Origin of the sequence: Mycobacterium farcinogenes (genome assembly GCF_019739075.1) — a bacterium.
Lineage (GTDB): Bacteria > Actinomycetota > Actinomycetes > Mycobacteriales > Mycobacteriaceae > Mycobacterium > Mycobacterium senegalense.
Genome location: NZ_CP081673.1, coordinates 1,167,335 through 1,188,449, shown reverse-complemented (window position 1 = coordinate 1,188,449; position 21,115 = coordinate 1,167,335). Strand labels below are relative to the sequence as shown.

General features: G+C 66.1%; 18 protein-coding genes. 9 read left to right on the top strand and 9 right to left on the bottom strand.

Translation table 11 applies throughout. The features are described from left to right. Positions 1–158: 158 nt before the first annotated feature. The 4 genes from K6L26_RS05545 to narI are packed head-to-tail and all read left to right on the top strand — an operon-like array spanning position 159 to position 6,935. Entirely contained in the window at positions 159–3,887 is a 3,729-nt protein-coding gene (locus K6L26_RS05545; protein WP_245008698.1) for a nitrate reductase subunit alpha, read from the top strand. Between the two features lie 44 nt (positions 3,888–3,931). Next, positions 3,932–5,518, top strand: coding sequence for a nitrate reductase subunit beta (gene narH, locus K6L26_RS05540; protein ID WP_221852847.1), 1,587 nt, complete (start codon positions 3,932–3,934; stop codon positions 5,516–5,518). Then, complete coding sequence (narJ, locus tag K6L26_RS05535; protein WP_221852846.1) at positions 5,515–6,195, top strand: nitrate reductase molybdenum cofactor assembly chaperone; 681 nt, start codon at positions 5,515–5,517, stop codon at positions 6,193–6,195. The genes narH and narJ overlap by 4 nt, the downstream gene beginning before the upstream one ends. Next, positions 6,192–6,935, top strand: coding sequence for a respiratory nitrate reductase subunit gamma (gene narI, locus K6L26_RS05530; protein WP_065062130.1), 744 nt, complete (start codon positions 6,192–6,194; stop codon positions 6,933–6,935). Before narJ ends, narI begins: the two co-directional genes overlap by 4 nt. Before the next feature lie 3 nt (positions 6,936–6,938). On the opposite strand, the gene K6L26_RS05525 is transcribed toward narI, so the two are convergent. The 8 genes from K6L26_RS05525 to ipdE1 all read right to left on the bottom strand — a co-directional run bounded on the left by K6L26_RS05525 (position 6,939) and on the right by ipdE1 (position 13,715). After that, positions 6,939–7,919: a cation diffusion facilitator family transporter gene (locus K6L26_RS05525; RefSeq protein WP_036391651.1), complete on the bottom strand. Its 981-nt coding sequence runs from the start codon at positions 7,917–7,919 to the stop codon at positions 6,939–6,941. 77 nt (positions 7,920–7,996) lie between these two features. After that, positions 7,997–9,145 carry a steroid 3-ketoacyl-CoA thiolase FadA6 gene (fadA6, locus tag K6L26_RS05520; RefSeq protein ID WP_036391649.1) on the bottom strand — a complete coding sequence of 383 codons (1,149 nt, stop codon included), beginning with the start codon at positions 9,143–9,145 and terminating at the stop codon, positions 7,997–7,999. A gap of 17 nt (positions 9,146–9,162) precedes the next feature. Beyond that, positions 9,163–9,765, bottom strand: a complete 603-nt coding sequence (locus tag K6L26_RS05515) for a TetR/AcrR family transcriptional regulator (RefSeq protein ID WP_036391648.1) — start codon at positions 9,763–9,765, stop codon at positions 9,163–9,165. A gap of 50 nt (positions 9,766–9,815) precedes the next feature. Further along, a complete protein-coding gene (locus tag K6L26_RS05510; RefSeq protein WP_076216198.1) occupies positions 9,816–10,487 on the bottom strand; it encodes an AmiS/UreI family transporter in 672 nt (223 codons plus the stop codon). Further along, a complete protein-coding gene (locus tag K6L26_RS05505; RefSeq protein ID WP_061264744.1) occupies positions 10,487–11,245 on the bottom strand; it encodes a cysteine hydrolase family protein in 759 nt (252 codons plus the stop codon). The genes K6L26_RS05510 and K6L26_RS05505 overlap by 1 nt, the downstream gene beginning before the upstream one ends. A gap of 65 nt (positions 11,246–11,310) precedes the next feature. After that, positions 11,311–11,679 carry a DUF4153 domain-containing protein gene (locus K6L26_RS05500; protein WP_245008697.1) on the bottom strand — a complete coding sequence of 123 codons (369 nt, stop codon included), beginning with the start codon at positions 11,677–11,679 and terminating at the stop codon, positions 11,311–11,313. A gap of 96 nt (positions 11,680–11,775) precedes the next feature. Continuing rightward, positions 11,776–12,567, bottom strand: coding sequence for a (5R,7aS)-5-hydroxy-7a-methyl-1-oxo-2,3,5,6,7,7a-hexahydro-1H-indene-carboxyl-CoA reductase (gene ipdF, locus K6L26_RS05495; RefSeq protein ID WP_221852845.1), 792 nt, complete (start codon positions 12,565–12,567; stop codon positions 11,776–11,778). Beyond that, complete coding sequence (gene ipdE1 / locus K6L26_RS05490) at positions 12,567–13,715, bottom strand: acyl-CoA dehydrogenase IpdE1 (RefSeq protein ID WP_221852844.1); 1,149 nt, start codon at positions 13,713–13,715, stop codon at positions 12,567–12,569. The genes ipdF and ipdE1 overlap by 1 nt, the downstream gene beginning before the upstream one ends. 47 nt (positions 13,716–13,762) lie before the next feature. Between ipdE1 and fadD3 the strand changes: the two genes are divergently transcribed. From fadD3 to K6L26_RS05465, 5 genes are all read left to right on the top strand, one after another. Next, positions 13,763–15,307: a 3-((3aS,4S,7aS)-7a-methyl-1,5-dioxo-octahydro-1H-inden-4-yl)propanoate--CoA ligase FadD3 gene (fadD3, locus tag K6L26_RS05485; protein ID WP_221852843.1), complete on the top strand. Its 1,545-nt coding sequence runs from the start codon at positions 13,763–13,765 to the stop codon at positions 15,305–15,307. Further along, positions 15,298–16,428, top strand: a complete 1,131-nt coding sequence (locus K6L26_RS05480) for an acyl-CoA dehydrogenase family protein (protein WP_019347073.1) — start codon at positions 15,298–15,300, stop codon at positions 16,426–16,428. Before fadD3 ends, K6L26_RS05480 begins: the two co-directional genes overlap by 10 nt. Positions 16,429–16,501: 73 nt before the next feature. Then, entirely contained in the window at positions 16,502–17,458 is a 957-nt protein-coding gene (locus K6L26_RS05475; RefSeq protein ID WP_036391632.1) for an acyl-CoA dehydrogenase family protein, read from the top strand. After that, positions 17,455–18,390, top strand: coding sequence for an acyl-CoA dehydrogenase IpdE2 (ipdE2, locus tag K6L26_RS05470; protein WP_019347071.1), 936 nt, complete (start codon positions 17,455–17,457; stop codon positions 18,388–18,390). The genes K6L26_RS05475 and ipdE2 overlap by 4 nt, the downstream gene beginning before the upstream one ends. Positions 18,391–18,400: 10 nt before the next feature. Further along, a complete protein-coding gene (locus tag K6L26_RS05465; RefSeq protein WP_221852842.1) occupies positions 18,401–19,552 on the top strand; it encodes a pyridoxal phosphate-dependent aminotransferase in 1,152 nt (383 codons plus the stop codon). A 10-nt stretch (positions 19,553–19,562) separates the two neighbouring features. Here K6L26_RS05465 and K6L26_RS05460 read toward each other — a convergent pair whose 3' ends face one another. Continuing rightward, positions 19,563–21,104 carry an HNH endonuclease signature motif containing protein gene (locus tag K6L26_RS05460; protein WP_221852841.1) on the bottom strand — a complete coding sequence of 514 codons (1,542 nt, stop codon included), beginning with the start codon at positions 21,102–21,104 and terminating at the stop codon, positions 19,563–19,565. Positions 21,105–21,115 lie beyond the last annotated feature (11 nt).

Here is a 21,115-nt window from a genome sequence, read left to right as displayed (position 1 = left end):
CAGGCCCGAAGCAGGCCAGCATTTTTGTCGTAGGCGCAGGTGAACCCGCCAATTACGGCGGCTCGGCGGAATCGCTGTATGACTACCGCGTTCCCGCGAAATAACTAGTGCGTTAACGCAATTTCACACGGGCGCACACCCTCTGGTGCGTTCTTTTGATGCCCTCCGCGGCGCCCTTACGCTCAGAAGTCAACAGCTTGGAGGGACGGATCGTGGTCGATTCACATGCCGGGGGTGCCACGCCTGCGGATGCTTTGCTGCGACTGGGTAAGTACTTCCACCGCGGTGAGGTCTCCGCGGACCAGCGGACTCTGCACAAGATCGGCGGACGCTCAGCGGACGAGTTCTACCGGGACCGCTGGGCACACGACAAGGTGGTGCGGTCGACGCACGGCGTCAATTGCACGGGGTCCTGTTCCTGGAAGATCTACGTCAAGGACGGCGTGATCACCTGGGAGTCACAACAGACCGACTACCCGTCGGTCGGTGCCGACAAGCCCGAGTACGAGCCGCGCGGGTGCCCGCGCGGTGCGTCCTTCTCGTGGTACACGTATTCGCCTGCCCGCGTGCGCTATCCGTACGTGCGCGGAATTCTGCTGGAGTACTACCGCGAAGCCAAGGAACGACTGAAGGATCCGGTGCTGGCCTGGGCCGACATCGTCGAGGATCCGGAGAAGTCGAAGCGGTACAAGGCCGCCCGCGGCAAGGGCGGGTTCGTCCGCGCCGAGTGGTGGGAAGCCGCGGAGATCGCCGCCGCCGCCCACGTCCACACCGTGAAGAAGTACGGGCCGGACCGGGTGGCCGGCTTCTCCCCGATCCCGGCGATGTCGATGGTCAGCCATGCCGTCGGCGCCCGGTTCATCTCGCTGCTCGGCGGGTCGATGCTGTCGTTCTACGACTGGTACGCCGACCTTCCGGTGGCCTCGCCGCAGGTTTTCGGGGACCAGACCGACGTGCCAGAGTCTGCCGACTGGTTCGACGCGGGCTACCTGATCATGTGGGGCTCCAATGTCCCCGTCACGCGAACCCCTGACGCGCACTACATGACCGAGGCCCGGTACCGCGGCCAGAAGGTGGTCGTGGTGTCGCCGGACTATGCCGACAACACCAAGTTCGCCGACGAATGGCTACCCGCCCGCCCCGGTACCGACGCCGCCCTGGCCATGGCGATGGGGCAGGTCATTCTCAAGGAGTTCTTCGTCGAGAAGCAGACGCCGTACTTCACCGACTACGTCAAGAAGTACACCGACCTGCCGTTCCTGGTCTCCCTCACGGAACGCGACGGGCGGGTCCTGCCCGGAAAGTTCCTCACCGCAGCCGACCTGGGCGGTGAACACGCGGATGCCGAAGCCGCGTCCTCCAAACCGGTCCTGTTGGACCAGGCCGGCCGACCTGTGGTGCCGAACGGCTCGCTGGGACATCGGTTCACCGCATCCGGTGAGGGGCACTGGAACCTCGACCTGCAGGGCGTCCACCCGATGCTGACCCTGCTCGGCAACCACGAAGACACCGTGACCGTGGCCCTTCCCCGGTTCGACAGCGACCAGCCCGGCGTCCTCGAACGTGGAGTGCCGACCAGAATCATTGCCGGACACCGGGTGACGACGGTGTTCGACCTGATGCTGGCGCAGTACGGGGTGGTCCGGGAGGGACTGCCCGGGCAGTGGCCGGCCGGATACGACGACGCCTCCGAGCCCTACACCCCGGCCTGGCAGGAGGAGATCACCGGCGTACCCGCGGCGGCCGCGGAACGCATCGCCCGGGAGTTCGCCGACAACGCCGAACGTTCCAAGGGCCGGTCGATGATCCTGATGGGGGCCGGCACCAACCACTGGTTCCATTCCGATCAGATCTACCGCTCATTTCTGTCCCTGGTCATGCTCACCGGTTGCCAGGGCGTCAACGGCGGCGGCTGGGCACATTACGTCGGCCAGGAGAAGTGCCGGCCGGTCACCGGTTGGGCCACACTGGCATTCGGCCTGGACTGGCAGCGGCCGCCACGGCAGATGCAGGGCACGGTGTTCTGGTATCTGGCGACCGATCAATGGCGCTATGACCCGTTCACCTCGGAGGTGATGGCCTCGCCGCTGGCCGAGGGCAAGTTCGCGGGCCGCACCGCCGCCGACAACATCGCGCTGGCCAGCCGGCTCGGCTGGATGCCGAGTTACCCGACCTTCAACCGTAATCCGCTGGATCTTGCCGACGAAGCCGCGCGAATGGGTAAGGATGCCGCCGAATACGTGGTCGACGGGCTCAAGTCGGGTCATCTGCAGTTCGCCTGTGAAGATCCCGACGCCCCGGAGAACTTCCCGCGCTGCCTGACGGTGTGGCGGTCGAACCTGCTCGGCTCATCGGCCAAGGGCAACGAGTACTTCCTCAAACACCTGCTGGGCACCGACTCCGCGGTGGCGGCGCGGGACGAGGACGGTATCCGTCCGCAGGAGGTGCGCTGGCGCGACGAGGCCCCGGTGGGCAAGCTGGACCTGTTGCTGTCCCTGGATTTCCGCAACACCAGTACGACGTTGTTCTCCGACATCGTGCTGCCGGCGGCCACCTGGTACGAGAAGCACGACCTGTCCAGTACCGACATGCATCCGTTCGTCCACGCGTTCTCGCCGGCCATCTCCCCGCCGTGGGAGACCAAGACGGACTTCGACGCGTTCCATCGCATCGCCCGCGGGTTCTCCTGGCTGGCCGAAAAGCACCTCGGCAAGCGCAAGGACATCGTGGCCATGCCGCTCCAGCACGACAGCGCCGACGCCACCGCACAGCCCGGCGGTCGGGTGCTGGACTGGAAAGCCGGTGAGTGCGAGCCGATTCCGGGCAGGACCATGCCGCGACTGATCACGGTCGACCGCGATTACCCCGCAATCGCCGAAAAGATGGCCGCGCTCGGGCCGATGGTGGAGACCGTCGGCCTCACCACCAAAGGGGTGACGACACATCCCGAGGCCGAGGTCGAATACCTGCGGGGCGTCAATGGCACAGTGGTCAGCGGCGTCGCGGTCGGACGCCCGTCGCTGGCCAAGGACACGCACGCCGCCGAGGCCATCCTGGCGCTGTCGGGCACCACCAACGGACGGCTGGCAGTCGAAGGCTTCGAGGCGTTGGAACGTCGCACCGGAACCGAATTGGTCGATCTGGCCAAGGAGAGTGAGGGCAAGCGAATCACCTTCGCCGACACCCAAGCCCGGCCTGTGCCGGTCAACACCTCACCGGAATGGTCGGGTTCGGAGACCGGCGGCCGCCGCTACTCCCCCTTCACCATCAACACCGAGCGGCTCAAACCGTGGCACACGCTGACGGGCCGCCAGCACTTCTACCTCGACCACGACTGGATGAGTGAGCTCGGCGAGCAACTGCCGACGTTCCGCCCGCCGCTGGACATGACGGCACTGTTCAACGAGCCGGCAGTGGGAGATACCAGCGGCGGCATCACGGTGCGTTACCTGACGCCGCACTCCAAATGGTCGATTCACTCCGCCTACCAGGACAACCTGTACATGCTGACGCTGTCCCGGGGTGGTCAGTGCATCTGGATGTCGGACGTGGACGCCGCCAAGATCGGGGTCAAGGACAACGACTGGATCGAGTGCACCAACCGCAACGGCGTGGTGAATGCGAGGGCGATCGTCAGCCACCGCATGCCCGAGGGCCTGGTGTTCATGTACCACGCCCAGGACAAGGCCGTCGACGTGCCGCGCACCGAGAAGAACGGCAAACGCGGCGGCATTCACAACGCGCTGACCCGCATCATGATCAAGCCAACGCATCTGATCGGCGGGTACGCGCAGCAGTCCTTCGCCCTGAATTACCACGGGCCCACCGGAAACCAACGCGACGAGGTCACCACGATTCGTCGTCGCTCGCAGGATGTGGAGTACTAGACGATGACCGGACACGAAGCTTGCGGAGTGGACCAATGAGGATAATGGCGCAACTGGCGATGGTGATGAACCTCGACAAGTGCATCGGCTGCCACACCTGCAGCGTCACGTGTAAACAGGCGTGGACGAACCGCAGCGGTGTGGAGTACGTGTGGTTCAACAACGTGGAAACCCGACCCGGCCAAGGCTATCCGCGTCAGTATCAGGATCAGGAGAAGTGGAAGGGTGGCTGGACGCTGACCAAGCGCGGCAAACTCACCCTCAAGTCCGGCTCGCGGTTCAAACGCCTGCTGAACATCTTCGCCAATCCCGACCTGCCCACGGTCTCGGACTACTACGACCCGTGGACATACGACTACGAGAACCTGCTGGCGGCGCCGGCCATGGACACCACTCCGGTGGCGCGGCCCAAGTCACTGATCACCGGGCGCGACACCAAGGTCACCTGGGGTGCCAACTGGGATGACGACCTGGGTGGCGGTCCGGAGCAGGTGAGCCGGGACCCGTTGGTGGGCAAGCTCGAAGACAAGGTGAAGCTCGAGTTCGAGCAGACCTTCATGTTCTACCTGCCGCGCATCTGCGAGCACTGCCTCAACCCGGCCTGCGCCGCGTCGTGTCCGTCCGGCGCCATCTACAAGCGCTCCGAAGACGGCATCGTGCTGGTGGATCAGGACAAGTGCCGGGGCTGGCGGCAATGTGTGACGGGCTGCCCGTACAAGAAGATCTACTTCAACCACAAGACCGGCAAGGCCGAGAAGTGCACGTTCTGCTATCCGCGCGTCGAGGTCGGCATCCCCACCGTGTGCTCGGAGACCTGTGTCGGGCGGCTGCGCTACATCGGCGTGATGTTGTACGACGCCGACGCCGTGTTGGAAGCCGCGTCGGTCACCGATGACAAAGACCTCTACCCGTCACAGCTCGGGGTGTTCCTCAACCCGCATGATCCACGCGTGGTCGCCGAAGCTGAGCGGGCCGGCATCTCTCCGGAATGGATTGAGGCGGCCCAGAATTCGCCGGTGTACCGGCTGATCGTCGACTATCAGGTGGCGCTGCCCCTGCATCCGGAATACCGGACGATGCCGATGGTCTGGTACGTGCCGCCGCTGTCCCCGGTGGTGGACATTCTCAAGGAGACCGGCCACGACGGCGAGAACAAGAACAATCTGTTCGGCGCGATCGACACGCTGCGCATCCCGGTCGAGTACCTCGCCGAGTTGTTCACCGCGGGCGAGGTCGGCCCGGTCCGGGCTGCTCTGCAACGACTGGCGGCCATGCGCGCGTACATGCGGGCGGCCAATCTCGGTGAAGAGTTCGACGAGACCATTCCGGAATCGGTGCGGTTGAGCGGCGATGAGATCGAGTCGATGTACCGGCTGTTGGCCATCGCCAAGTACCAGGACCGCTATGTCATCCCCACCGGAGCCGGCTCCGACGCCCACCGCCTCGACGCGCTGGCCACCGGTTGCAGCCTGGACGGAGACGGCGGGCCGGGGATGACCGCGTTCGACACCATGGTGGACAAGTTCCACCTGACCCAAACCAATGACGCTGTTCCGCAGGGTGATCCGACCCGGGTCAACTTGCTCAACTGGGACGGCCGGAGCACAGACGGGTTGTTGCCGACCACATGAAGCTACTCACCCTCGGTCGCAGGACAGGCACGGGTTCCGCCCTGTCCGAGCGCCAGCAGCGTCTGGTGTGGCGGATCGCCGCGCTGCTACTCGATTATCCGACAGCCGAAACCGCCGGTCTTGTCGATCAACTTGCCGCTGTCGCCGTTGAACTACCCGACGCGGCGCGGGTGCCGCTCACCGATTTCCTGCGCCGGTTCAACGAAACAGATCCGATGCGGCGCGCGTCGAACTACGTCGAGACGTTCGACATGCAACGACGCAGCAGCCTGCACCTGACCTACTACGCCTACGGCGACACCCGCAAACGCGGCATGGCCCTGCTGCGGTTCAAGCACGCCTACCGTCAGGCCGGCCTGGAGGTCGGTGACCTGGAAAGCGGCGAGCTGCCCGACTACCTGCCCATGGTGCTGGAGTTCGCCGCGACGGTCGATCAAGTCCAAGGTGAGCGCCTGCTGGCCGAGCATGTCCCGGTGCTCGAGCTACTGCGACTTTCCCTGCAGGACAACGAGTCCTACTACACCGGGCTGCTGGCCGCCGTCCTCGTCACGTTGCCGCCGGTGAACAGCGCCGACCGTCGCCGCATCGCCCAGCTCGCCGCCGAAGGTCCGCCCGACGAGGATGTCGGCCTCGATCCGTTCGCGATGGACCCGATGGCTTCCGGAGGCCGGGTATGAGCACCACCTTGTGGATGACGCTGCCGTACATCGCCTTCACGTCGTTCCTGCTCGGGCACGCCTGGCGCTACAAGGCCGACCAGTTCGGCTGGACCACAAGGTCTTCGCAGATCTACGAGAGCAGGCTGCTGCGGCTGGGCAGCCCGTTGTTCCACTTCGGCATCCTCGGTGTGCTTGCCGGGCATGTCGTCGGATTGTTGATCCCGGAATCTTGGACTGCGGCAGTTGGCATTTCCGAGCACGTCTACCACCTGATGTCGGTGAGTATGGGGTCGCTGGCCGGCATCGCCGTCATCGCCGGGATAGCCATCCTGCTCTACCGCCGGGTCACGGTCCCTGAGGTGCGTACCGCGACGACGCTCAATGACAAGGTGATGTATCTGCTTCTGGTCGGTGCGCTGGTGACCGGCATGCTGAACACACTGACCAACGTCTTCTCGACCTACAACTACCGCGAGACCGTCTCACCGTGGTTCCGCAGCTTGTTCACGCTGCATCCGGCGCCGCAACTGATGGCCGAGACGCCGTGGACGTTCCAGGCGCATGTGCTGATAGTGGTTGCCCTGCTCGGTGTCTGGCCCTACACCCGATTGGTCCACATGTTCAGCGCACCGATCGGATATCTGGTGCGTCCCTACGTGATCTACCGCAGCCGCGACCCGCAGCGGACCGGGAAGAACCGCTACGCCAAGGCCTGGGTGACACCACAGGCGCCGCCACCGCGCAGCCGGTGGGTGTGAGTGTCACCTGGTGGAGTACCAGTCGGGTAACTCCTCGGGCCGCAAATCGGTCGTGTCGCCAGGTCGCGTCAGCGTCAGCACCGCACGGACGATCTCCGGCCGGCTCTGCAATGTGTCGGCGATGGCGTTGAGTCGGGCCGCGACATCGGACTCGGCGGCATCACCGGTGAGGTCAACGGCAGCCACTAGATAAATGCGGTCCGCCCCAACCCATTCCATGTGCAGGTAGCTGATCCGCTCGATGTCAGCGTGGTCAAGTAGCACCCGCAACACAGTATTTCGGGCCAGCGGGGTGGCCGCCTCGCCGGTGAGGAAGTCCATGTTGCGCCCGATGAGGAACAATGCGACGCCACCCAACAGCAGACCGACCAGGATCGATCCGATCGCATCCCAGAACGCATCTCCGGTGAGCTGATGCGCGAGGATGCCGGCTGTTGCTATCGCGATGCCGATCAAGGCCGAGAGGTCCTCGGCGAATACGGCGCGCAACATCGGATTCGAGGTGACCCTGATGTAGCGCAGCGGATGGATCCGTCGGCGCACCGCACCGGTTTTCGTCTGGCGCAATGCCTGGGCGAAGGAGGTGCCCTCCAACACGAAGGCGATCGCGAGCACCGCGTACGCCCACCCGTAGGACGTCGCCTCCGCTTCCCCACCGAGCGAAGTGACGCCATGCCAGATCGACACCACCGAGCCGACCGTGAACAGGCCGAATGCGGCGAACATCGACCAGATGTAGCCGGCCCGGCCATAACCCAGCCGGTGCTGCGCATCGGCGGGCTTCATCGACTTGCGGGTTCCGATGAGCAGAAACACCTCATTGCCGGTGTCTGCCCAGGAGTGCGCGGACTCCGCCAGCATCGAGGCACTTCCGGTGACCATGGCGGCCACCGTCTTGGCGACCGCGATCAGCACGTTCGCGCCGAGCGCGACAATGACGGTCAGGGCGCTCTCGTTGTGCGTTGCCTGCCCGTCCGTGCTCATGACCCCACACTTACCCCTTGCCGGCCAGACGCAAAAGTCCCCCGAAACCGGCGTTCGGGGGACTTTGGGCGCGAAACCTAGAGGCGCTCGATGATGGTGACGTTGGCGGTGCCGCCACCCTCGCACATGGTCTGCAGGCCGTAACGGCCGCCGGTGCGCTCCAGCGTGTTGAGCATGGTGGCGAACAGCTTGGCACCGGTGGCGCCCAGCGGGTGGCCCAGCGCGATCGCGCCGCCGCTCGGGTTGACCTTGGCCGGATCGGCCTTGGTCTCCTTGAGCCAGGCCAGTACGACGGGTGCGAAGGCCTCGTTGATCTCGACGGTGTCGATGTCGTCGATCGTCAGGCCGGTCTTCTCCAGCGCGTACTGGGTGGCCGGGATCGGGCCGGTCAGCATCATCACCGGATCGTCGCCGCGGGCGCTGATGTGGTGAATGCGGGCGCGGGGCTTGAGGTTGTACTTGTTGACGGCTTCCTCGGAGGCCAGCAGCACGGCCGCCGCACCGTCGGAGATCTGGCTGGCCAGGGCGGCGGTCAGGCGGCCGCCCTCGACCAGCGGCTTGAGCGAGGCCAGCTTTTCCAGCGTCGACTCACGCGGTCCCTCGTCGACACCGAAGTCGCCGACCGGGATGATCTCGTTGTCGAAGTGCCCGTTGCGGATCGCGGCGAATGCCCGCTGATGGCTGTTGTAGGCGAACTCTTCCATCTCCTCGCGGGAGATGTCCCACTTCTCGGCGATCAGTTCCGAACCGCGGAACTGCGAGATTTCCTGATCGCCGTAACGGTGCAGCCAGTTCTTGGATTCGTTTGTGGGCGAGGTGAATCCGAACTCCTTGCCGACCACCATGGCCGAGGAGATCGGGATCCAGCTCATGTTCTGCATACCGCCGGCCAGGATCAGGTCCGCGGTACCGGACATGATGGCCTGGGCACCGAAGGAGATGGCCTGCTGGCTGGAGCCGCACTGCCGGTCGACGGTGACGCCGGGGACGGACTCGGGGTAGCCGGCGGCCAGCCAGGTCAGGCGGCCGATGTTTCCGGCCTGTCCGCCGATGGCGTCGACGCAGCCCACGATGACGTCGTCCACCGCGCCCGGGTCGACGTCGTTGCGGTCGAAGATCGCCTTGAACGCATGCACGCCCAGGTCGATCGGGTGCACCTGAGCCAGGGCGCCGTTCTTCTTTCCGACCGGCGTACGCACCGCGTCGACGATGTATGCCTCAGGCATGGTTTGTCTCCTTTGACCTAACGGGCGGCGGTGATTCCGCCGAGAACGATGGCGAGGTATTGCCGGCCGACCTCTTCGGCCGAGAGTGGGCCGCCTGGCTGATACCAGCGGACAGAAACCCAGGTGGTGTCGCGAATGAACCGGTACACCAGGTCGACGTCGATGTCCTGACGGAACGAGCCGTCGGCGATGCCCTGCTGCAGGATGTCTATCCACATCTTGCGCTGTTCGCGGTTGCGCTCGTCGACGAAGCCGAACTGCGGGATCGCCGAGAGCCGCTTGGCCTCGTCCTGGTAGATGACCACCTGCGCGTGCCGGTGCTCGATGGCCTCGAACGACGCCATGAACAGACCGGTCAACCGGCCCAGCGGAGTGGTCTCGGTGTCCAGGATCTGCTGGTAGCGCGAGAACAGCCAGTCCAGGAAGTCCTTGAGCACCTCTTCCACCATCTGCTCTTTGGACTTGAAGTGGTGGTAGAGGCTGCCCGACAGAATTCCTGCGGAGTCGGCGATATCGCGGACCGTCGTCGCCTTCAGTCCGCGTTCGGCAAACATCGTTGCGGCAAGATCGAGAAGCTCGTCGCGTCTGCTCGCCGGCTGGGCAGGGTTATCCGGCTCCATCGACACAGCATAGCAACCAAGCGCTTGCTAGGTCACGTGCGGGCGTGGGTTCACGCCGGCTGAGGCACACTCCCGACCGCCGAGGGTTCAAGGCCGGATGACGCGGTAAGTACGTCCTCGCGGCTGGCACTGCGACGCGCCAACACCAGGGACAGCGCAGTGGCCGCCAGCAGCACCAGCAGCGCGACCACGCCGGCCACAGGCGATGTCGGCCAGATTCCGTTCAACAGCAGGATCGCCGACACGGTGCAGGTCGGAATGCCGAGCAGGATCAGGAACCAGCCGGTGAAGTGCCCAAGATCGATCCGGCCGGCCTTGGTGACGCCGAGCCCCAAGAGCACGAAGAACAGCGTCCACATGATCGACCAGGTTGCCCAGATCACGGCGAAAACCGGATCGGTGCCGAGACTCTTGATCGCGTAGTACGCCGCGATCGCCGCGACAAAGGTGCTGTACCAACCGAATCCGCGCGGATCGATGTCGAAGATCTGGATGAAGCCGAACCACAGATAGGTGAAGCCGAACAGGTAACTCGGCCAGGTCGCGTTGATGATGCCGGGATCGCCGTCCGACTGCACGAGAACCAGCGTCGGCAGCACCACCTGGGCCGCACCGACAAACAGATTGATCGGGGCGGCGCCGCGCCCGCTGACCAGACCGACCGAGACGAGGCCGTTGACGAACAGCGCCACGCCCACCAGAAGTAGCCCGACGTTTCCCATCAGCGGCTGACCCACTCCACGAACTGGTCCGAAGTGATGACCGGCGCAAAGAAGTTGTTGATCCGCTCGAAGGCCGCGCGCTCCTGGTCGGGGTGGGCAGTACCCGTCGCATCGCCGATCACGATGGGCAGCAGGCCGTGGTCACGCGCTGCCCGCGCATTGCCTTCGACGCACCAGTCGAGGTGGATTCCGGTGAGCACCACCACCTCGACCCGTTGCCGGTTCAGCGCACCGGGTAAGTCGGTGCCGACGAACGCCGTCTGCAGCGCCTTCTCGTATAGCTCGTTGTCACCGGGTTCAACGAGTTCGCGCAGTTCTCCGACCAGCTCGTTGTCCCAGGCGACCTGCTCGGGGGTCGCGGCGATGTGGCCGGTCCACCCGTCGTACTGCACCTTGTCGAAGTCTGTCTTCGGGTAATCGTCCCGGAACACGGAGAACCCGATCCAGTTGAACGACACGAAATTCGGCGCCGACCGTGCGGCCTTGACCGCTTTCACGGTCGCCTCGAGGCTGCCGCGGAAGGCATGGCCCTCCGCGTACTGAACTCCGCCCGGCTTGTACAGGGAGTTGGATTGGCTGATCGACAGGAAAGCTGCCGGCCGCGAGAGGATCTCACGGAAATCAAGCTGCTCCCACTGCTTGGCCAGCGGCGGAATGGACGCCCGGTTATGGGGCGGGTAGCCCAGCGCTTCGGGATCGAGCGCAACCGGCGCAAGCGGGGTGATTCGAGACGAGCTGTCGAGGGCGAGTGCGGTCACACGCGATACCTTCGGCCGCCGACACCGAAGTCGACAGCCTTTGGATCGGCGCGATTCTGGGATTCCTACCGGTAGGACAGATACGACCAGTACGACGAGCAATACTCCGGCAGATCGGCATTCTCCGGACGGTCGGCACTCCACCGCGACAGATTGAACTGGTACCACGGATCCGACTGAGCGCGGTGAGACTCCCCGCATGAGCGGACATGCTCGGGCAACCGGGCCAGTGCCGGATCGATGTCGGACGACAGCCCGGACAGGTACTCGGCATCGAGCGCGCCGGTCTGCTCGAAGCGGTCGATGTTGCGGTCGGCGATCAACCGCTCCGGGTTCAACGCCGCCAGACCGAGCAGTGCGAGCACACCGGCCACGAGGCCTGCCCGCGGCAGCCACCGACCGGTCATCCGGATCCCGGCGATCGCGACGAGCACGAACACTGCGCGATCGGCAGTGATTGTGAAGATCCCGTGGAGAAAGTGTGGCCCCTGCCCGGAGTTCCGGACAGGGGCCGCACTGCAGAAACCAGATCAGGCGCGTTGGCTCGACACCGAGATGACCTCGCCGGTCAGGTAGCTCGAGTAGTCACTGGCCAGGTAGGCGATCGTGGTGGCGATCTCCCACGGCTCGGCCGCACGGCCGAACGCCTCGTCCGAGGACAGCCGGTCGAGCAGGGCCGCATCGGCCGAGCGCTCCAGGAACTTGTGCCGCGCGATGCTCGGTGACACCGCGTTGATCCGCACGCCGTACTCGACGGCTTCGATTGCGCTGCAACGGGTCAGCGCCATCACGCCGGCCTTGGCGGCGGCGTAGTGCGACTGCGAGTGCTGCGCGCGCCAGCCGAGAACACTGGCGTTGTTGACGATCACGCCGCCGTGCTCGACGTCGCGGAAGTACCGCAGCGCGGCGCGGGTGGCCCGCATGACCGAGTTCAGCGTGACGTTCAGGACGCGGTCCCATTCGTCGTCGGTCATGTCGACCAGCGGGGTCTCGCCACCCAGGCCGGCGTTGTTCACCAGAACGTCCAGGCGGCCCATCTTTTCGACCGACCGGGCGATCAGCGCGTCGACCGCCTCGGTGGAGGTCACGTCGCAGACCACGGCCTCGACTCGTCCCAGGCCGAGCTCGGCCAGCTGGTCGCGGGTCTCGTTCAGACGCCGCTCGTGGTAGTCGGACACCACGACGTCGGCACCCTCCAGCAGGGCGCGACGCGCGGTGGACGAGCCGATGCCGGTGCCGGCGGCGGCGGTCACGAGAACGACCTTGCCCTTGAGCAGGCCGTGACCCTCAACCTCTTTGGGGGCGACGGAAAGATCGCTCATCAGCCTTTTGCCTCTCGGGGTAAGCCGAGCACCCGCTCGGCGATGATGTTGCGCTGGATTTCGTTGGACCCGCCGTAGATGGTGTCCGAACGCGAGAACAGGTACAGCCGTTGCCACTCGTCGAACTCGCCCTCGGGCAGGGTCAGCCCGGCCATGCCCTGCACGTCCATGGCGATCTCGCCGAGTTCGCGATGCCAGTTGGCCCACAACAGCTTCGACACGTTGTCCTGCCCGGGCTGCTCGACGTCCATGGTGGCCAGGGCGTAGGACCGCATGGCCTGCAGACCGGTCCACGACTCGGTCAACCGCTGACGGATCAGCGGATCGTCGGCCGCGCCGGTGCGCTTGGCCAGTTCGACCAGGTTGGAATGCTCACGGGCATAGCGGATCTGCTGGCCCAGCGTGGACACCCCGCGCTCGAAGGTCAGCGTGCCCATCGCCACGCGCCAGCCATCGCCGGGCTGGCCGACGACGAGCGAGGCCTCGGTGCGGGCGTCGTCGAAGAACACCTCGTTGAACTCGGAGTCACCGGTCAGCTGGATGATCGGGCGAACCTCGACGCCCGGCTGGTCCAGCGGCACCAGCAGATAGGACAGGCCGGCGTGCCGCTTGGAGCCCTTCTCCGTGCGCGCCACGACGAAGCACCACTGCGCCCAGTGCGCCAGTGACGTCCACACCTTCTGACCATTGATAACCCACTCGTCGCCCACGAGCTCGGCCGTCGTGGCCACGTTGGCCAGGTCGCTACCGGCATTGGGCTCGGAGTAGCCCTGGCTCCACAGCTCGGTGACGTCGAGGATCTTGGGCAGGAACCGCTTCTGCTGTTCGGGGGTGCCGTACTCGATGAGCGTCGGCCCCAGCAGCTCCTCGCCGAGGTGGTTGACCTTGTCGGGCGCGTTGGCGCGGGCGTACTCCTCGTAGAAGGCAACGCGATGGGCGACCGACAACCCGCGGCCGCCGTGCTCCACCGGCCAGCCGAGGCAGGTCAACCCCGCCGCGGCCAGATGCTGATTCCACGCCCGCCGCTCGTCGAAGGCTTCGTGTTCACGCCCCGGTCCGCCCAGGCCCTTGAGCGCTGCGAATTCGCCAACGAGATTGTCTGCGAGCCACTGCCGGACCTCGGCCCGGAACTCCTGGACCTCTATCACCCCTGTAGGCTAACCTACCAAGCACTTGCTTTGTTAAGGGAGCATCGATGACGACCGATCGCCGCACCGTTCCAGCGGTGCTGGACCGGGTTGCCGTGCAGTTTTCCGACCATGAGGCCCTGGTGAGCGACCAAAAGCGCCTCACCTATTCGGAACTTCGCGCGCACGTACGCCAAGCCGCCGCGGCCATGATCGCGCTCGGTGTCCAGCCCGGCGACCGGGTCGCGATCTGGTCTCCGAACACCTGGCACTGGGTGGTGGCCTGCCTGGCCACGCATTACGCCGGCGCCCAGATGGTCCCGCTGAACACCCGCTACACCGCGAGCGAGGCCAGCGACATCCTGGCTCGCACCGAGGCCCCTCTACTGATCGCCGCGGGCGAGTTTCTCGGTTCCGACCGCACCGCCGAACTGGACCGCGACGCGCTGCCCGCGCTGCGTCACATCGTGCGCGTGCCGATCGACAAGGAAGACGGAACCTGGGACGAGTTCGTCGCCCGGGGCACCGACCTGGATGCGGTAGACGCACGAGCGGCGGCAGTAGAGCCCGACGACGTCTCCGACATCCTGTTCACCTCCGGCACCACCGGCCGCAGCAAGGGCGTGCGATGCGCGCACCGGCAGTCACTCGACGGGTCGGCCGCCTGGGCCGAGTGCGGCCAGGTCACCAGCACCGACCGCTACCTGTGCATCAACCCGTTCTTCCACAACTTCGGCTACAAGGCCGGCATCCTGGCCTGCCTGCAGACCGGGGCGACGCTGTACCCCGTGCTGACGTTCAACCCCGAGCAGGCGCTGAAAACCATTGCCGAACAGCGCATCACGGTGCTACCCGGTCCGCCGACCATCTTCCAGACCTTGCTGGACCATCCCAAGCGGGCCGACTACGACCTGTCCTCGCTGCGCTTCTCGGTCACCGGGGCGGCCGTCGTCCCGGTGGTCCTGATCGAGCGGATGCAGTCCGAACTCGACATCGACATCGTGCTGACCGCGTATGGCCTGACCGAGGCCGCTGGGTTCGGCACGATGTGCCGGGCAGACGACGACGCCGTTACCGTGGCCACCACGTGCGGCCGACCCATCGCTGATTTCGAACTGCGCCTGGATGATTCGGGTGAGGTGCTGCTGCGTGGGCCCAACGTCATGCTCGGCTACCTCGATGACCCGGAGGCCACCGCCGAGGCCATCGACTCCGACGGCTGGCTGCACACGGGTGATATCGGCACACTCGACGCCCGGGGCAACCTGACCATCACCGACCGGCTCAAGGACATGTTCATCTGCGGCGGGTTCAACGTGTACCCGGCCGAGATCGAGCAGGTGCTGGCCCGGCTGGACGGGGTGGCCGAATCCGCGGTGATCGGGGTTCCCGACGAGCGGCTCGGTGAGGTCGGCAAGGCTTATGTGGCGCTCAAGCCGGGCGTGACGCTGGACGAGGCCGCTGTGATCGCTTATGCACGTGAGCATCTGGCGAATTTCAAGGTGCCGCGATCGGTGGAGTTTTTGGATGTGCTGCCGCGAAATCCGGGCGGCAAGGTGATCAAGCCGGTGCTGCGCAGCAGAGGGACCCGAGAAGGGGTGCAATGGACCTGACATTCGATGACGAGACCGAGGCCTTTCGGGCCGAGGTCCGCGACTTCCTGGCGGCCAACCGGGAGCATTTCCCGACGAAGTCGTACGACACTCTTGAGGGTTTCGAGCAGCATCGCCGTTGGGACAAGGTGCTTTTCGATGCCGGACTGTCGGTGATCGCCTGGCCCAAGGAGTACGGCGGCCGTGATGCCACCCTGCTGCAGTGGGTCGTCTTCGAGGAGGAGTACTTCCACGCCGGTGCGCCCGGACGGGCCAGTGCCAACGGCACCGCGATGCTGGCGCCGACCCTGTTCGCCCACGGCACCGAAGAACAGCTCCAGCGTGTGCTGCCGAAAATGGCGAGCGGTGAGGAGATCTGGGCCCAAGCCTGGTCGGAGCCTGAGTCGGGCAGCGACCTGGCCTCGCTGCGCTCGACGGCCACCAAAGTCGACGGCGGCTGGAAGCTCAACGGACAGAAGATCTGGAGCTCGCGTGCGCCGTTCGGCGAGCGCGGCTTCGGCCTGTTCCGCTCCGACCCGGAGGCCCAGCGCCACAAGGGTCTGACCTACTTCATGTTCGATCTGAAGGCTCCCGGCATCACCGTGCGGCCGATCGCCCAGCTCGGCGGGGACACCGGCTTCGGCGAGATCTTCCTCGACGACGTGTTCGTGCCGGACAACGACGTGATCGGTGGCGTGCACGACGGCTGGCGCGCGGCGATGAGCACGTCGAGCAACGAGCGCGGCATGTCGTTGCGCAGCCCGGCCCGCTTCCTCGCGCCTGCCGAACGTCTTGTAGCACAGTGGAAGTCCAACCCAGACCCGGTCTTCACCGACCGCGTCGCCGATGCCTGGATCAAGGCCCAGGCCTACCGGCTGCACACTTTCGGCACCGTCACCCGCCTGGCCAATGGTGGCGAGCTGGGCGCCGAGTCCTCGGTGACCAAGGTGTTCTGGTCCGACCTGGACGTCGCACTGCACCAAACCGCCCTGGACTTGCAGGGTCCGGACGCAGAGCTGGTCGATCACTGGACCGAAGGCCTGCTGTTCGCCCTCGGCGGCCCGATCTACGCGGGCACCAACGAGATCCAGCGCAACATCATTGCCGAGCGCCTTCTTGGCCTGCCCCGGGAGCCGAAGTGAATCCCCGAGGACGACCACGAGTGAGGATCGCAGCGAGGAACGAGCGAGGACCGGAGCGAGTGGGAGTCGAGGCATGAACTTCGAGATTGACGAACAGCAGCGGGACTTCGCGGCCAGCATCGACGCCGCACTGAGCGCCGCCGATGTCCCGGCCGCGGTACGAGCCTGGGGTGAAGGTGACACCGGGCCGGGCCGCAAAGTCTGGGCACAGTTGACCGACCTCGGGGTCACCGCACTGCTGGTACCCGAGAAGTACGACGGTATCGACGCCAGCCCTGTCGACCTCGTCGTCGCTTTGGAGCGCTTGGGCTACTGGGCCGTCCCGGGCCCGGTGACCGAATCGATCGCCGTCGCACCGATTCTGCTCGCGAACGACGAGCGTTCGGGAGCACTGGCCGCCGGCGAGCTCATCGCGACCGTCGCCATGCCGCCCCAGGCGCCGCGAGCCGTCAACGCCGATTTCGCCGGACTGACACTGCTGGCCGCCGACGGACAGGTGGGTGAAGCCACCGCGGGCGCCGCACACGATTCCGTCGACCCCACCCGGAAGCTGTTCGACGTCAGTGCCTCCGGGGATACTCAGACCGCTGACACCGCCCGCGCCTACGAGTTCGGCGTCCTGGCCACCGCCGCCCAGTTGGTGGGCGCCGGCCAAGCAATGCTGGACCAGTCGGTCGAGTACGCCAAGCAGCGTGCGCAGTTCGGCCGCATCATCGGCTCGTATCAGGCCATCAAGCACAAGCTGGCCGACGTGCACATCGCCGTCGAGCTGGCCCGTCCCTTGGTCTACGGCGCCGCACTGTCGCTGGCAGAGGGCTCATCCGACACCGCACGCGACATCAGTGCCGCCAAGGTGGCCGCCGCCGACGCCGCTCTGCTGGCCGCCCGCTCGGCGCTGCAGACCCACGGTGCCATCGGGTTCACCCAGGAACACGACTTGTCCCTGTCGCTGCTGCGCGTGCAGGCGTTGCGCAGCGCCTGGGGCGATCCGACCGCACACCGTCGTCGACTGCTGGAGGCCATCTCGTGAGTGAAGAACGGCAACTGCTACGCGAAACCGTCGCCGCGCTGGTGGACAAGCATGCCTCGCCTGAGGCCGTCCGCGCCGCGATGGAATCCGAGCGCGGCTACGACGAGAAGCTGTGGGCCCTGCTGTGCGAGCAGGTCGGTGCGGCCGCACTGGTGGTTCCCGAGGAGCTCGGCGGCGCCGGAGGCGAACTTGCCGACGCCGCAGTGGTTCTCGAAGAACTCGGCAAGGCCCTGGTGCCGACCCCGTTGCTGGGCACGACTCTGGCTGAGCTCGCCCTGCTGGCCACCGACGATCACGAACCGCTGGAGGCTCTGGCCGAGGGCTCGTCCATCGGCACCGTGGCCTTCGACCCCGAGTACGTCATCAACGGTGACGTCGCCGATGTCGTCATCGGCGTCGACGGGGCGAACCTGACCCGCTGGACCACGTTCACCGCCACCCCCAAGACCACGATGGATCTCACCCGCCGGTTGTCCGCGGTGATCCCGGGCGACACGGTCATCCTCGGCGCCGACCCCGGCTTGGCCGACACCGCGGCCCTGCTGATGGCCGCCGAACAGATCGGTGCCGCATCCCGCTGCCTCGACCTGACCGTCGCCTACACCAAGGACCGCGTGCAGTTCGGCCGCGCGATCGGCAGCTTCCAGGCGCTCAAGCACCGGATGGCCGACCTGTACGTCAAGGTGTCGGCAGCGCGTGCCGTCGTCAACGACGCCATCGCCGAACCGTCTCCGACGTCGGCCTCGCTGGCCCGTTACTTCGCCAGCGAAGCACTGTCGGCGGTGACGGCCGAAGCCATCCAGATGCATGGCGGTATCGCGATCACCTGGGAAAGCGACATTCAGCTGTACTTCAAGCGCGCGCACGGCAGCGCCCAGCTGCTGGGTCCGCCGCGTCAGCATCTGCGCCGGCTCGAAGCCGAGGTGTTCTAGCCTGGCTCGGATGGACGTGTCGCTCAGAGCAGGGATCCCGCCGTTCCACGTCATGGACGTGTGGCTGGCCGCTGACGAACGCCAGCGCTCGCATGGCGACCTGGTCAACCTCTCGGCCGGCCAGCCCAGCGCCGGGGCACCGACCGCAGTACGCGAGGCTGCCGTCGCCGCATTGAATCAGGGCTCGCTCGGCTACACCGTCGCCCTCGGACTCCCCGAGCTGCGCGCCGAAATCGCCGCGTCGTACCGCAAGTACGGCGTCGACGTCAGCGTGGACGAGGTGGTACTCACCACCGGCTCCTCGGGCGGTTTCCTGCTGACTTTCCTGGCCTGCTTCGACGTCGGGGATCGCGTGGCGATCGCCAGCCCGGGCTACCCGTGTTACCGCAACATCCTCACCGCGCTCGGCTGCGAGGTGGTGGAGATGCCATGCGGCCCCGAAACCCGGTTCCAGCCGACCGTCGAGATGCTCGAGGCACTCGATCCCCCGGTCGCCGGAGTGATCGTCGCCAGCCCGGCCAACCCGACCGGCACGGTCATCCCGCCTACAGAGTTGGCTGCGATCGCGCGTTGGTGTGACGAGGCGGGCGTGCGGCTGATCAGCGACGAGGTCTACCACGGCCTGGTCTACCCGGGTGCCCCCGACACCAGCTGCGCATGGGAGACCTCACGAAACGCCGTGGTGGTCAACAGCTTCTCCAAGTATTTCGCCATGACCGGCTGGCGGCTGGGCTGGCTGCTGGTGCCCACGGGCTTGCAGCGCGCGGTAGACCGGCTCACCGGCAACTTCACCATCTGCCCGCCGGCGCTGGCACAGCATGCCGCGGTGGCCGCGTTCACGCCAGGGTCACTGGCCGAGGCCGACGGACTGCTGTCGCACTACGCCGACAACCGCACACTGCTGCTCGACGGCCTGCGCGGCATCGGTCTCGATCGGCTGGCCCCGACCGACGGTGCCTTCTACGTGTACGCCGACGTCAGCGATTACACCGACGACTCCCTAGCCTGGTGTTCAAAGCTCTTGTCCGACACTGGAGTTGCCATCGCACCAGGCATCGACTTCGACACCGTCCGCGGCAATTCCTATGTCCGGCTGTCTTTCGCCGGCCCAACCAGCGACATCGAAGAGGCGTTGCGCCGCATCGGTACCTGGTTGGGCTGACGCCCTCCGCTCAGAAGGGTGGGGGTGGTTCGTATTGTTCGGCGAGCCAGGCTTGGTATTGGCGTTCGGTTTCGAGGTCGTTGTTGAGTTCGGCGCGGAGGCGTCGTTCTTCGTTGATGCGGTCTTGGCGGTCTTGTTCGCGGGTTTGTGTGCGTTTGGGCATCTTCGCGGCCCGGGTGGGATCGGTGTTCGGTGCCGGCGGCGCCGGGAGGTCCAGGTCCCCGGTTGGGTGGGCCAGGTCGGGAAACAGTGCCGCACCGTGGGGTTCGGTGAGGTAGGTGTGGCCGGTGGGTGTGGTGATTTCGACGGTGCCGTCGGGGAATTGGCGGTCTGACCAGCCGGGGCAGAACGTTTTGATCAAGTGATGTGCCCGGCAGTAGAGCTTGGTGTTGGACGGATGCGTCGGACCTACCGGCCAGGGCGCGGTGTGGTCGATGTCGCAGCGCGCTACCGGGGCGTCGCAGCCGGGGAACCGGCAGGTCAGATCCCGCCAGCGGATGAACTCCGACAACGCCACCGACGGGCGATACCCAGGCTCAGATGCCTCACCGGGGTCGGTTTGCGTGTCGGTGTTCTCGACCGGTGTGCGGGGTCCGGTCGCCTCAGCCGTGCCTGCCGACTCGCTGGCCTGTGCCGCGCCGCTGCGGGCAGTAGTCGGTACGCGGACCGGTTTGATCGTGGCGCGACCGGCCAGGTTGCGTACTGATTCGGCGGGCAGGATCCCGTACCCGGGCAGATATCCCGGGGCGTCGGAGGTGCCGTCGACGGTGGCGCGTTGGGCCAACACATGCAGCACGGCGGCATCAGCGGCGGCCCGTTTCTGGGCGGCCGGGCAGTCGTCGCGGCCACACCGGCAGACCAGATGGGCTTCGAGCCGGGCCAGCGGGCCGATCGCATCGGCGCGGCGCCGTTCCCGGGTGCGTGGATCGTGCTCACACACGGTGTCGGCGATCGCATCCAGGCGTTGGTCGAGCGCGGCGGCGTCTTCGGTGTCCACGTTCGCCCAGATCGTGGCCGCACCGGGGCGGCCCGGGTCGACCTGCACGAACCGGTCTTGGGCCAGGTCTGGGGGTACCCGTACCCCGTGGGGGTCGTGTTGGGCGATCCAGTGATCGATCCGGTCGCGTAGTTGTCGTTCGGAGAATCGCATCCATTGATGGGCCCGGCCGGCCAGTTCGGCATCCAGCGCGGCCCAGACTGTTTCGTCGACGATGCCGGTGCGGGCGATGATCATTCGCACCACCCGGTAGTCGATGTCGCCGACGGCGAAGCGGGCTGCGACCTGGGGCAGTTTGTCGCGTAGTACTCGGGCGTGGTGAACCTGGGTGCCGGCGCGGCCGCGGGCGATCCGCATGGCTGCCGACACCTCAGCACACACCTCTTCATACGGATCGGTGCGCCACAAAATCGAGTCGATCAGTTCCTGTTCCCGCAGCGTGTCCAAGGCCGCGATCGCGGCCAGCCGAGCAGCGATCGCCACCGACTCCGCCCGCGCGGCCGCGCTGATCTTGTCGATCAACGCAACATCAGACTCGCACCCACCTTCGAACACATGTTCGATTA